This window comes from Blastopirellula marina (assembly GCF_002967765.1).
Lineage (GTDB): Bacteria > Planctomycetota > Planctomycetia > Pirellulales > Pirellulaceae > Bremerella > Bremerella marina_A.
On sequence record NZ_PUHY01000004.1, the window covers coordinates 213,821 to 227,151 of the forward strand.

Sequence of the window (13,331 nt, forward strand, 5' to 3'; positions counted from 1 at the left end):
TTAGCGAACTCCTTCTGGGTTACTTGCAGCATCACTGCTTGGCAACGGCGCCGTGTTTGCCGTTATTTCGGATGGAATTTCCTGAACGTGCTCCCCACAGCGAAGCATCTCGCTGCCGTAGTAGGGATTCAATAGTTGGTCGTTTGGTTGAACCCAGTCCCCTCCCCCACCCTTGACCATCGGGCAGAAGAACTGGTGAAAGGAATTAGTTGCGCGGCTACCGCGAACTTCTGTCGCCAGTTGAAGTACGGCGTGGCTGATTGGTTTAAAGTTCTTGCGGGCCTCGGCTAAAGACAGATGATGCAAGTGTTCGGAGTTCTTAGCGATCGTTGCTAACAACTCGTGAACCGTTTCGTTAAACTGCGAATCAGAGGATAACTTCTGGGATAGCTGGAATAACTGACTTGCCGCTTCGCCTGTCGGCTTTTTGTCGGAAGCCAACTGGTTTTGAATGGCGAAATAAGCTTGATAAAGCGACTCTAGTTCCTCGCCGCCAAGCCCTTCGATACGAGCGATGTCAATCGAGTCGAATTTCATGGGCGTGTTGCGAACCTTGGGTTGCACATAGCGAGTTGGATCAATAAGGCTAGGCTTACCAGCGAGTTGCATTTGCGAGTCGATGAGAAAGTTGCCAGAGGTTGCCACCATTTCGCCAGGCTTGACTCCATCCAGAACAACCGCTTTGTCCTTTAGGATTGGACCTAGCTTGAGGTTGCGAATTTCGAAGCGGCCAGGATCTGTCTCGACGTAGGCAACGCTGTTCTTGCCGGCAGTTAAGAGAGCGGAGCGTGGAATGACCGTCGAAGCTTGACGTCCGATCGGTTCGTTGGAGAATCCGTATCGCGAGGTAGGAACTAGATCCATACCACAAATGGGACATGGTCCAGGTGCATCACGAATGATTTGCGGATGCATGGGACTGATCCACTTGCCTGCAAGTTCTTCGTCATAGACTTGCCCCTGAGGCGTAATCGGGATTTCAATTCTTGCCTCGGCATAGTCACCTGGCCGCAGCCGACCGTCGTCGTTCTTCAGTTCGACGCGTACACCCACGGTGCGATTCTTCTTATCAACCTCGGGATCGATAAACGCGACACGTCCGGTAAGTGTCTCGCCAGGACGTGCGGTCAATTCGGCTTGCACTTCCTGTCCGAAGCGGATTCGTGATGCATCTTCGGGGTAAAGTTCGAGCATTAGCCAGATCGTGGAGAGGTTCGCAATACGGTATATTGGCTCGCCAGCCGAGATGTATTTTCCTTCCTCCGCCAATTTCTGAATGACCGTTCCGCCGATCGGGGCATAAATCGTCATCCGCGATTCTGCCTTACCACTGGTTTCGAGTTCGTCCAGTTGAGGTTCGGTCATGCCCAACTCGACCAGTTTCTGACGTGCGTTTTGCAGCAGCTTTTGTTGGGCCTCGCGGACGGCCGCCAGCGAAGTGTTGGACATTCGCTCGACCGTCGCACGGGCTTCAAGGTATTCGGCCTGCGCCGCAAATAACTGTGGGCTGTATACAACCGCCAAGTGATCGCCCCGCTCCACGACCACGCCTGTGTAGTCGGCAAACAACCGTTCGACGCGTCCGTTGATGTACGAAGCAATCGTTGCTTGGCGACTTTCGTCGATCTCAATCACACCGATCGATTCGATGGTGGTAGAAACGGGCTCCGACAAGACTGGCGCAGTCTGGATCTGTGCTAGCCGTCGCTGTGCCGGTTCGATCTGAACCGCGAATTCATCGAGATCGGCTGATCCGGACGAAGCCGGCACTAAGGCCATACCACAGATCGGGCATCGCCCCGGTCCTGGTTGACGGATTTGTGGATGCATTGGGCACGTAAAGATTTGCTGTGCGTCCCCGCTGGAAGCCGCCTGGGTCGAATCTGCCGTTCCAATCCAACCGACTCTTTGGGCGATTCCCAGCAGCACGATCAGCAGGACACCAGTCGCAAAGAACAAGCCGAACGGAATGAGTCGTCCGACCCACCAACTAAGCGTTTGGCCTTCGGGAGAAGGAGCAGAAGGATTGGGGGATTGCATCACCATTTAGTTATTCCTGGTACAGGAAGTTCAGGAAAAGGAGCGGCTGAGCCGAGACGCCTACCTGACGTTTGGACCGCGCCGGAAATTGCTTCGGCCAGCCGCTCGCATGTCAAACCATAAGGCAATTACGAGTGATCGTGATCGCTATGGTCGTGTGAATCCGCGTGGCCGCCGTCAGCAGCGGCAAGCTTTTCGGCCTTCTCTTCATCCGACAATGCTTCCCATTTCGGTTCGCAATCAGGGCAGCAGAAGCCGATCGTTTTTCCATTCCATTCCGCGCGACCGCCATCCTCCGTGACGTCGCCACCCATGATGGGGCAGTGAGAATTCACGGCAGCAGTCGATTCCGTAGTCGGTTGGCTCGAGGTTTGAGCACAACCAACAACAAGACTCATAAGGACAATTGAAGCAAGCAAATAGCGCATCGTTAACCTAACGTAAACAACAGGAAAGTGTGCATCATGAATCGATCAATTGGCGTAGAGATTTCGCTGAGCGATTCGTTGAAGAAAGGGATACGGAGGGATGCACCCTGTTTAGGTCAACCAGACGCAGAGAACGATGCGCCGAAAGCTAGTGTCTGGCAAAGGAAGATTCGTCGAAGCGGGCCTCGACGGTGAAGCTTGGCAAACCACCATGAAAGAAGGTGTGCATGCGTCAAAGAATGGCAATGCCGTAGTCGCGGCATCGGTGCTTTCCAAATTGAAAAGAGAAACTTCCGACGGCGGCACACTCAGCTGGCAATGACAGGACGAATCCGCGGAAACTGAGTCCGTTCCGTCACAAGATTTGCGTGCCACGTCTTGGTGGCAGTGGGGACAGCCTAAATTTGCGGCTTGCGTTGGATCCCCGCAACAGCATTGGCAGGCCGACATCGAGGTATCGGCCTGTGAGCAAGAGCAGGAAAATGCTTCGGCAAGGCATACCGTCTGTAGCAACAACATGATCGTTGCTGTGAGTACAGTTGATTTGCCAAGTAAGCGAAACACGTAAATATCTCTGCAATGCTTCAGTAACCTCTACGCAGCAAGCAAGTTGCTTCTAAAACGTAGAGCATCCTAGAAGTCTAGGTCGACAACCCACTGGCGTCAATGTCGGACGCGTGTTGTCCGACGAAGGGAATCTGTTGAGAATCGGCTAATTCGAGTTAGAAGAAGCGTTTAGGGCGACATCTTGCCCCGCAGCTTGCGAAAGTTTGGCGATGGCGGTAGCGAGGTCACCAATTGCCTGGTGGTAGCCAACTTCAAGCGTAAGCAAGTTGCGGTAATCACGAATTACACGATCGAACTCGACCGTTCCGTTGCTATAGGCAGCTTGGTCGGCATCTAGGGTTTGCCGAGCTTGAGGAAGGATAGTTGCCTGATAGAGTGTCGCCGTTTCCTGCGATCGACGACCTTCGGCCAAAAGATCAACAATAAGGGATTCATAACGATCGGTCAATTCTTCGACGGACGCATGAGCTGCCTGGTGCTTCCATTTGGCCTCATTCTCGATGGCGTCGTATTTATCACGCCAAATTGGAATACTGACCTGCGCTCCTAAAGCCCAAGGATCTTGCCCGACATCAACAACGGTGCTCGGCGGACGATTGTCGTCGGTTGGATAGTAGCTGGCCGATAACACGAACTCAGGTCGACGCATGAGTCGGGCAACTTCGACGCCCCAACGCGAAGCGTGCGTACGCATTTGTGCTGCTTCAATTTCTGGTTGATTGTTGATCGCCACTTGCGAGATTTCTTCGGCGCTCATTCCTGGCAGATGTGGCGTCAACATTTTGGGAGATGCCACGACGGTTTCCGCCGGGCGGCCAACCAAACGATTCAGTTCCGCTTGAACGCCCTCGCGTTGCCGACGATAGGTCAACAACCGTTCTTCCAATTGAGATAGTTCCAAGGTGCCCAATAAAACGTCACCTTGCGAGGCCGCTCCGGTTGCGATTCGTGCATTGGCGACATCGATCAGCGATTGAAGCAACTCTTGATTTGCTTTCGCAATTTCAATTTGCTTGTCGAGAACGTACAAGCGATACCAATTCGCACGTACGGCGGCCTCGACACGAAGTGATTCCGCTTCCAGTTCCGCGTGAATCGCGTAGGCCTCGAAGATTGCTCGCTGCTCATCCGCTTGGAGTCGAGCCAACCATGGTAAGGCCTGGCTAAAAGCCATGTTGGCTCGTTGCGATCCGGCAGCAGTTTCGAGTGCGTTTCCGAACACGTTGACCCCAAACCGAGGATCAGGCAACTTGTCCGCGTATTGCGACTTGGCAAGGGCTGCTTGGTATTCGTGATAAAGACGCGTCAGCCGCGGGTTGCGGTCGCGAGCCATCTGTTCCAGCATGATCAGCGATGCTGTATTGGTCGCTTCTTGATATGCCGTGAGTGCGATAGGTGGGGGTGGTTGATCGATTGAGTTAAGCTCGCGATTCTCGCGGCCGTGAGCCAATAATTTTTCATCGCTCGGGAGATGGTAAGTCGGTTCCGCTGCAAAATCGAGTGGGCCAGCGATCGGGGCTGTGCGTGAAGGCTCGGTGGTAGAGCAGCCACCAATAACCAAAAGAGTCGCAAGCGGGAACAGTTTCTTCGAGCGAAGTGCCAACATTCGGCAGTCTCACCATGCATGCGCGATCCCAAATAGCAGGTTACTATCGGTTCGCTAAGAGAGTCGAATTAGGGCACGGTCCAGCAAATTGATCGGAAGCCTCGTAACTCACAGCACGGCCGAATATGACGCTTGGATCTATTTTTCTAAGTGCAACGGTCGGTTTATGCGGGTTAGGTAGATTTGGAGAGCGATTAAGTTCTGCTCGTCAACATCTATGAATCTCTTCTGATTTTGTAACATGTTGTGCCAAAACAAGTTGCAGTGAACGCAGGCATTGCATTCGTGGCTGAGGATAGGGAAGTTCTCGAATTCGATAAATTCCTCTCAAGTTTTCTGACCTAATCTCCGTCGGTCTACGCGTAAGCCTTATGAATGCTCCCTAGCCACGAACCACTTGTGGTCAACTAATCCACGATTGCTTCCTCCACCTAAATTGTCCTCCCCTCATCTCGAAGGAGATTATCGTGCGTCACCTCCCGCTCGTCTCCCTGTTTATCGTTACCTTCGCTGCTTCACCCGTATTTGCGGAAACGACTACGGCGGATGTCGAGCCGTTTCTGGTGGAAGGACGAATCGATGACGGCATCGCAGCGATGAAGCAGCGTTTGAAAGCGGCCCCGACCGATGCTGAGGCTCAATTTGCGTTAGGGATCTTCTCAACATTGGAGGCGGTCGAGAATCTTTCTCAGAATCTATACCGCTATGGACTTAGGCCACAAAGTCCTCGCGTTCCTTTTGTGCGTCTACCGGTTCCTGTCAACCCTAATCCTGAGCCGTTGACGTATTTGAAGTGGCGGGCGATCATGCAGCAGTTCATCGATGACCTGGCCGTTGCCGATGCGGAACTATCGAAGGTAGATGATCCAAATGTGAAATTGAAGCTGCCAGTCGGTCTGGTTCGGCTCGACCTGAACGGGGACGGCAAGTCCGAAGATGGCGAGACCTTTTGGAAAGTGTTTACGGCGGTTGCCTGGCGAGCTGCCAAGTTGGATGAAGATCAGCAGCGATTTGATATCGGTTTCGACAAAGCCGATGTCCATTGGCTTATTGGGTATACCCATCTGCTGAGAGCGATGGGCGAAGCGTACTTGGCTTACGACACCGAAGGCTTCTTTAATAATACCGCCGCCATCTTCTTTGATGGAATCGACTCACCCCTGGCGCAATTTAAGGCCAATCAACAAAACCGGTTCATGGATCAATTCGCCGATGGAATCCTTGCGATTCACATGTTCAACTTCGATGTCGCCGAACCTCGAAGGATGGAAGTCGCTCGTCAGCATCTTTTGACGATGATCTCGCATAGTCGCTTGGTTTGGGCTTATTGTACGAAAGAGACGGATGATGATCGTGAATGGATACCTAATGCGAAGCAAACCAGCTTGACTCCATTGACCGTGAATGACGCTAGAATCCAAGGATGGGCGACCTTCTTGGACGAAGCCGAAACTGTGTTAGAAGGGAAGAAGCTGTTGCCCCACTGGCGAGTTTCCGATGGACGAGGAATCAATTTGAAGCGGGTCTTTACTGAGCCAACCCGGTTTGATCTGGTCGGCTGGGCACATGGGGTCTCGGCGATTCCCTACCTCGAAGAAGGCAGCAAAGTCTCTCCGGAGACCGCTCGAACGCTTCAGCAAACGTTCGGAGGGCGATTCACCGTGTTCGCGATCTGGTTTCAGTAGAGCCTTGTGAATTGATCGCCGGTTATAGATCCCAGTTCAGATTGACGTTGGGTTCGGCTTTCACGTCGAGTTCGAGCTTACTGTTCACATTGCATGATGGTGGCAAAGTGTCAGTGTCTGGCACGTGTCGACCATCTTCCAATGTGATTGTCTTGCCATTGGGCCAACTGGCGTAAAACTCGACTCGCTTGTGACCTGGTGTCGATTCACCATCAAAACGTCCCTCCGCAATCATGATGACCTGTGTTGGTCCGCCCCCTGTTTCATTCATAGTAGGAAGGAGAACCAGCTTGCCTTCTTCGATCGGTTGACCTTGGTAGGTTACCGTTCCCGAAACAGGAAAACGCGTCAATCCGTCACCCGACGTACCGCAACCTGTAAGCATAAAACAGGCAATCACCGAGCCTGTCAGGAAAGAACGTGGGACGAACATGAGCATGTCTCAATCAGGATTCGGATAGAAGGAAAGCACGGGAGCGATCGATTACCACTCAAGCGTGACTTCGCCACCGGCACGCGTGCCAGCGGCTTGCCAAGTTGCACTATCGATGGTCTCGCCGACGAAGCTTACTGAACCATCGACGCGCAACGCTTGCACACCGCCTGGATGATGGCTGCGTGCGTACGTTGCGTAGACTCCGCCCGAACCTGCACTCACCGCTGGTGCGAATTGTTCGTTGTTCACAAAGCGACCTGCTTCTTGCACATCCGGTGTAGCCGAGTTGGGCGTAACGTAAGCGGAGATCGTTGCGTTGCCGGTGTAGCACATGTTGTACATCCCACGTCGATCGGTCACGGAAGCATTCACGCCACCTTCTGGGATCAGGTTGATTTCACTCACCATGAGCGTGTGGCTGGTACCGTCCAGAACATCGGCGATGCGAACCTTCGACAAGGCAAAGAACATTCCGTTCATCCGTTCGTCGGCGTTACCGGCTTGGTCGTAGTAACGCGTGTTCCCATGCACCCCTAGATAGTTGCCGCCAAAGCCTTCTTTGGAAACCTTTGGACTCGATCCGTCAGACGGGCACATGTATCCAGGCACGATCGTTGTCACTTCGGGAATGACCCATGACGGCTGATTGATCTTTTGACCCGCATCGAGCTTCTCCCATAATGCTTCTTGCTCTAGAAAAGGAAGAATGCTGCGGGCGTAGCAATAACGGAATTGGTGTCCCGATGTGTTAAAAGGGCGAACGTCGTAGCCTAAAGTTTGAAAGTAACCGGGCGGAAAGCTGCGCATCGAATCGTGATAGGTATGCATCGCGATACCGATTTGCTTCAAATTATTGCTGCAAGACATTCGCCGAGCAGCTTCGCGGGCTTGCTGAACGGCCGGTAGTAGGAGAGAAACCAGCACCCCAATAATTGCGATCACGACCAGCAATTCAACGAGCGTGAAACCACGAAGTGTCTTCGTTTTCATTTCGTTAGTCCTAAGAAATGACTAAGAATTAATTTTGAAAGTCAATCCTAGGCATACTGGATTGCGCAGACCATGATCATTTTCACAGCAAGCTAATGTTCTTAAACGACGATTCGGAGATAGGTCATTTTCTGTCCATCGGATAACATCAAAAGCGGTTCCTGGGAGCCGGTTCGTCCCTTCCTAAGAGTGGCGTTTGCAAGCTGTTGAGCAGAGAAGTAATGAATTCCGACGAACTAATGAAGCGATTGGCCGAGGTCACTCGTCTAGAATTTCGTGCGGTAACGAACGGGCAAAAGAGTGGATGGCAAGGGAATGGCCGAGGGGCTGTTTCGGTCGCCTCACTTGATTCGAGCTCGGTTCTGTTTACCGAAACAGGAAGCTGGAAAACGGAAGAGGGGCGGCAGATCGATTTCCGCAACATCTACCGCTGGAGCGATGTAGTCGATGGGATTCGACTCGAGCACTTACGATTTGGCCCAGACCAGCCGGTTTATCTGTTTGATTTGCTCCCGATTAGCATGAGCCAGTGGATCTCGCGCAGTCCACACGTTTGCCGTGAGGACTGCTACCAGGCCGACCTGGTCATCGGTTCTAGTTCGATCGAACTTACGTGGAGGATCACTGGTCCTAAGAAAGATGAAACCATTCACTACATTTATGAGTGAATTCTAACCTAACATGCGATCGAGGCCGGCGAGCGCGACATGCCAAGCGGCTCGGCGTGATTCTTGCGTTTGCCACCACTGAGTGACGATTTCAGCAAGGGCTTCATGGCCAGCATGAGCGACTTGCCAAAGCTTCAGCGCTTCAGCCAGGGAAACCGTTCCTGGCCTGACCAGTTCTACCTCTTCTGCCGCGTACAGTATTGCGGGCAGAGTCGCCAGTCGAGCGACCATCGGTATTCGGTCGGGTTCGATCAATTCACTGTACTTGGGAAGATCGATATTCAGTTGTGAAATCAACCATCCCAAACGTACCACTTCGGGCAGTTGAGGGTGAGGGTCATATAGCATCGCTTCCATGCGGAGGCTGTTGTAGCTTAAGTGAGCCGTTCCCCGGCCACCGCTGACCGGAAGGACGAGGATCACCGAGGCAAGGTCGGGGATGAACTCTTCTGGAAGGACGCGATTAAGAAAGTACATCAAACCTGGACCGCGAGCTTCCCAGGCCTCTTGTAGCGGCCGGCGGCGCAAAGATAGCTCTTCGTTCACTTTGGGAACGGCGGATTGGTACGCTACGGCTAAATCCGCAAGTGCACCGCTGATTGTCGCTCGATGTGAAGATTCGCTCACATCCAAGCCACGCGTTTTCCGCAATACCACGCCAGCCAGTTCGCTCTTTCCGGTCATCTGGGCCGAAAGCGGCAAAGCGTGTCGCCAGAACAGTTTCGGCGCGATCGCAGCTCGTTCGACCTCTTGAATAAGCCGCTTTGCAGCCGGTGCAACATGGGTGACAAGACTTTCCGAGGCATTTTCTGGGGCTTTCCCGGACAGAATTTGGGCCGCATGCAAGCAACTTGTCCAGCTATTTTCTTGCCAGCGAAGTTCCAGATTCATCCTTAGGTTCCTTCCGTTGGGGCGGGAGTTTGTTCTAAAATCATCTCTTTCATCCAGGCTGGCCGCAAACGATTAGGGAGATTGCTTCCTGCGAGATGTCGGCCTGATACCCCAACTCTATGTTCTACACGCGCCCAGGGAGAGTGGAACTCATGCTGAAAGAAAACGGAAACCGATGGTCGATCGGCGATTCTACCGATTTGTACGAAATCGACCGTTGGGGAAAGAACTATTTCAGTATTAACGAATCTGGAAACGTTGTTGTTCACCCCTCCAAGTCGACAGAACATGGCATCGACCTGAAAGCCGTTGTCGATCGCATGGAAGATCGAGGAATCGACTTGCCGATCTTGCTTCGATTCAGCGAGATCCTGCAAAATCGTCTGAAGGAAATCCACGATGCTTTTGCCACGGCGATCAATGACTACGAATACCAGAACAAGTATTCGTGTATCTATCCGATCAAGGTGAATCAGCAGCGTCACGTAGTTGAGGAAGTGCTCGATTACGGTCGTCCCTATGGTTTCGGGCTGGAAGCAGGTAGCAAGCCTGAGCTACTTGCCGTGATCGCAATGACGGACGATACGACCCCGATTATCTGCAACGGCTTTAAAGACGCCGAATACATCGAAATTGCGATGTATGGTCAAAAGCTGGGACGCACAATCATTCCGGTTGTGGAAAAGTACACCGAGCTCGATTTGATCCTTCGCACCGCCGAACAGATTGGTGTGCGGCCCAAGATTGGGTTCCGCGTCAAGCTGGCCTCGCGTGGTAAGGGACGCTGGTCGGCAAGTGGCGGCTATCACAGTAAATTTGGCCTGACCGTGACCGAAGTCTTACGAGCCCTGGACGAACTAAAATCGCGGGGGATGGAAGATTGTTTCCAGTTGCTGCATTACCATCAGGGCAGCCAAGTGAGCAACATTCGTTACGTGAAAGCTGCACTGATCGAAGCGGCCCGCATCTACGTCGACTTATCGAAACGTGGTGCTGGGCTGAAATATCTGGATGTCGGCGGTGGTTTGGGGGTCGACTACGATGGCTCGCAAACGGACTTCCATTCCAGCATGAATTATACGTTGGAAGAATATGCCCGCGACGTCGTATCGCACGTTCAATCGATCTGCAACGAGGCGGAGGTTCCTCATCCGCACTTGTTGTCGGAAAGCGGCCGTGCGGTCGTTGCTTTCCATAGCGTGCTCGTGTTTGGCACCTTGGGGGTTGCGGAACAAGGGCTCGGCGAGCTGAAAAAAGAGATCGATGCGGATACGCCGACCCCCCTTCGCGATTTGAAAGAAGCATACGCTTCAGTCAGCCCACGAACGGTGCTCGAGAGTTTTCACGATGCTCAAATGGCTTTGGACATGGCGTTATCCATGTTCGGCAACGGCAATCTGACTTTGGAAGAGCGAAGTGAGGCGGAGACGCTTTACTGGAATCTCTGCTTTAAGATTCGCGGTTTGATCTCGGAGCTGGATCATGTACCGGAAGAGTTCGAAGGGCTCGATCGCATGTTGTGCGACACCTACTTCTGTAACTTCTCGCTTTTCCAGTCGCTGCCGGACAACTGGGCAATTAGTCAGCTATTCCCGATCATGCCGATCCATCGCCTGGATGAAGAACCACAAAGACATGCGGTGATCGGCGACATCACGTGCGATAGCGATGGCAAGATCGACCAGTTCATCGACCGCCGTCACATCAAGCGAACGTTGCAATTGCATCGTTATGATGGAAAGCCTTATTACATGGCTGCGTTCCTCGTAGGGGCTTACCAAGAGGTACTCGGCGACCTGCACAACCTGTTCGGCGATACCAACGCCGTGCACGTGGAACTGGATGACCAAGGTGAGCCCACGTTCACCCACATCATCAAGGGGGATACAGTGCAGGAAGTGCTGCATTACATGCAATACAACGAAGAAGAGCTCACGCGACAGATGCAGCGGAGCGTCGAGCAGTCGATCAAGAAGGGCGTGATTGAGCAGCGGGAAGCAGGCGCGATCATGAAGTTTTACGAGTCAGGGCTGCGTGGCTACACCTATCTGGAATAGCCAAAATCGCGACCGCTCGCCACATGATTCAAGGAAGAAAAATGCCCTGGAGCATTCCCGGTTTACCGGCAATGTTCGCAGGGCATTTCTGTTGGCGAGATACGAACTGGGAACTAATCCTTGAGTTCTAGTACCAAGTTGTCATTACCAGCAGAAGTAACCTTCACACTCAATCCCGACTTGCTGGCATTGCCGAACTTCTGGGGAATGATGTACTTGGTCTTGGTTTGTTTGTTATCTGGGTCGCCACCCGACACATCGACCGACTCGGTCTTGGTGACGGTCACAGCAAAATCGCCTTCGGGCATGCCTTTGTGAGGAGGAAAAGCCTGAGCGGTGAATCGACCTTCGGCGTCAGTACGTGCGGACGCGCCGACTTTGCCGTTCTTTGGGGCAAAGACGACGATTGCTTCCGCCACGGGACTGTTGTGGTAAGTCACCTGTCCTGAAACGTTATAAAGCGGTGGTGCTCCTTCGGGGAGCGGAGTTTCGCTTGACGTACATCCAGCCAGGGCAACGGCCAGCAAGCAAAGCATCGTGGTGCGTATCAACATGGGAGAAATCTCCAACGGAAATTCAAAGAGAAAATCAAGCGCGTGTCGGCAAGTAAGCGGGCCGTTGATTTGTCCCGCTCTTTGTTCGTTGGTCAGCCAATCATGGTGCGTTAGACCACTAGTTGGCAGTGTAGGTTTCGCCACCGTTGCGAGTGCCCATCGCACCCCAGACACCGAACGGGGAATAGCCCGATCCGTTGTACGCTGGAGGAGTTGCCGATTGGTTGCCGGTATCGACCGTTTCCGAGACGAACTTGGTTGAACCGTCCCCCATGGTGCAAAGCACACCGCCTGGGTGGCGGCTGCCAGCACTGTACATGCCTGGGTACCAGTGACTTCCACTGCTGCTGAAGCAGGAAGGCGAGTTCGGAGGCATGATGGTGTTAAAGCCGGAGAAGTACTCGGCACCGTCAGCGAAGCGGAAGCCACGCGATGTATCGCTGGTCCAACCACCAGAGTAGTATGCACGATTGGTGTAGTCGTAGGTCGCTTTACAAGCCGAAGGAGTCGTGATTCCGGTGCTGCTGGACACCATGCCGATGTCGCTGGTACCAAGCGGGCGAACGAGCTCCGACAGGGCGATCGTATTGGAAGTACCGTCGGTCATATCACGGAAGCCGTAGCATTGATACGATCCGAAAAGGCCACGAGATGGGCGTGGTGTGGGGGCGGTTTCGCTGCCGGTCGCTGTGCCGTTCAGGCTGTCGCCACCACAGAAGACGTAGTTGTAAATCCCTCGCTCTGAGCCAGCTGGAACGCCCGTGCTGCCATCGGATGGACAAAGCAGGGCGTCCAGTTTGAATCCAGCGAAAGCACCGTCCCAAGGAGCCAGTTGACCCGGCTGGATCAACTGATTGTAAAGCGCTTCCTGCTCGAAGAACGGTAGCAAGGCCATCATGCCGCTGATACGTGTTCGCTGATAGCCAGATCCCGGTGTACCGGTGCCCATGTTACGAGCTGGGAACTTACCGTAGGTGTCGTGATAGTTGTGTAACGACAACCCAAGTTGCTTCATGTTGTTCGAGCACTGCATGCGGCGAGCCGCTTCACGAGCCTGCTGAACCGCCGGCAGAAGCAAGGCAATAAGAACGCCGATGATGGCGATTACCACAAGCAATTCGACGAGTGTGAAACCGCGTGTATTCGCGGTGCGCGCAAATCGGTTGCGCTGAACTTGAGACTGCATTTCAAAGTTCCTGGAAGATGATGGATGGGATGTAAAAAGACAGCTATCGGCGACAAGCGTTGTCGCGACTGCTGGCATGTTCCTGAGAAATAATTCCGCAAAAATTAAACACTTCTGTCGGAAGTGTCTGGCCTCTGCGTTGGGGCAGGATGTGGGCACTCAACTCAGATGTGGGGAAATGAATTGAGTGTGCGTCCAACTTTTATAGTAACACCAAGAAATT

Annotated in this window: 12 protein-coding genes; 4 read left to right on the top strand and 8 right to left on the bottom strand. The window is 53.1% G+C overall.

The features are described 5' to 3' along the window. Together C5Y83_RS02265 and C5Y83_RS02270 are read right to left on the bottom strand one after the other, a co-directional pair. The gene (locus tag C5Y83_RS02265) at positions 1–2,046 is read right to left on the bottom strand and encodes an efflux RND transporter periplasmic adaptor subunit (RefSeq protein WP_105328027.1); all 2,046 of its coding nucleotides are present in this window, start codon (positions 2,044–2,046) and stop codon (positions 1–3) included. A gap of 122 nt (positions 2,047–2,168) precedes the next feature. Continuing rightward, positions 2,169–2,438: a hypothetical protein gene (locus C5Y83_RS02270; RefSeq protein ID WP_105328028.1), complete on the bottom strand. Its 270-nt coding sequence runs from the start codon at positions 2,436–2,438 to the stop codon at positions 2,169–2,171. A 166-nt stretch (positions 2,439–2,604) separates the two neighbouring features. Here C5Y83_RS02270 and C5Y83_RS29050 point away from each other — a divergent pair, with 166 nt between their 5' ends. After that, complete coding sequence (locus C5Y83_RS29050) at positions 2,605–2,790, top strand: hypothetical protein (protein WP_146117596.1); 186 nt, start codon at positions 2,605–2,607, stop codon at positions 2,788–2,790. Positions 2,791–3,180: 390 nt separating this feature from the next. On the opposite strand, the gene C5Y83_RS02275 is transcribed toward C5Y83_RS29050, so the two are convergent. After that, positions 3,181–4,641, bottom strand: a complete 1,461-nt coding sequence (locus tag C5Y83_RS02275; protein ID WP_105328029.1) for a TolC family protein — start codon at positions 4,639–4,641, stop codon at positions 3,181–3,183. Positions 4,642–5,108: 467 nt separating this feature from the next. Here C5Y83_RS02275 and C5Y83_RS02280 point away from each other — a divergent pair, with 467 nt between their 5' ends. Next, positions 5,109–6,326, top strand: coding sequence for a hypothetical protein (locus C5Y83_RS02280; protein WP_105328030.1), 1,218 nt, complete (start codon positions 5,109–5,111; stop codon positions 6,324–6,326). 22 nt (positions 6,327–6,348) lie between these two features. On the opposite strand, the gene C5Y83_RS02285 is transcribed toward C5Y83_RS02280, so the two are convergent. Both C5Y83_RS02285 and C5Y83_RS02290 read right to left on the bottom strand, forming a co-directional pair. Beyond that, entirely contained in the window at positions 6,349–6,759 is a 411-nt protein-coding gene (locus C5Y83_RS02285) for a hypothetical protein (RefSeq protein ID WP_146117597.1), read from the bottom strand. A 51-nt stretch (positions 6,760–6,810) separates the two neighbouring features. Then, on the bottom strand, positions 6,811–7,752 hold the full coding sequence (locus tag C5Y83_RS02290; protein WP_105328032.1) for a DUF1559 domain-containing protein: 942 nt from the start codon (positions 7,750–7,752) through the stop codon (positions 6,811–6,813). Between the two features lie 221 nt (positions 7,753–7,973). On the opposite strand from C5Y83_RS02290, the gene C5Y83_RS02295 reads away from it, so the two are divergent. Next, on the top strand, positions 7,974–8,420 hold the full coding sequence (locus C5Y83_RS02295; RefSeq protein WP_105328033.1) for a DUF6314 family protein: 447 nt from the start codon (positions 7,974–7,976) through the stop codon (positions 8,418–8,420). A 3-nt stretch (positions 8,421–8,423) separates the two neighbouring features. Here C5Y83_RS02295 and C5Y83_RS02300 read toward each other — a convergent pair whose 3' ends face one another. After that, complete coding sequence (locus C5Y83_RS02300; RefSeq protein ID WP_105328034.1) at positions 8,424–9,311, bottom strand: hypothetical protein; 888 nt, start codon at positions 9,309–9,311, stop codon at positions 8,424–8,426. A 152-nt stretch (positions 9,312–9,463) separates the two neighbouring features. Between C5Y83_RS02300 and speA the strand changes: the two genes are divergently transcribed. Further along, entirely contained in the window at positions 9,464–11,368 is a 1,905-nt protein-coding gene (gene speA, locus C5Y83_RS02305; RefSeq protein ID WP_105328035.1) for a biosynthetic arginine decarboxylase, read from the top strand. A gap of 113 nt (positions 11,369–11,481) precedes the next feature. On the opposite strand, the gene C5Y83_RS02310 is transcribed toward speA, so the two are convergent. Together C5Y83_RS02310 and C5Y83_RS02315 are read right to left on the bottom strand one after the other, a co-directional pair. Then, the gene (locus C5Y83_RS02310) at positions 11,482–11,922 is read right to left on the bottom strand and encodes a carboxypeptidase-like regulatory domain-containing protein (RefSeq protein WP_105328036.1); all 441 of its coding nucleotides are present in this window, start codon (positions 11,920–11,922) and stop codon (positions 11,482–11,484) included. Positions 11,923–12,040: 118 nt separating this feature from the next. Further along, a complete protein-coding gene (locus C5Y83_RS02315; protein ID WP_105328037.1) occupies positions 12,041–13,108 on the bottom strand; it encodes a DUF1559 domain-containing protein in 1,068 nt (355 codons plus the stop codon). Between the last annotated feature and the right edge of the window lie 223 nt (positions 13,109–13,331).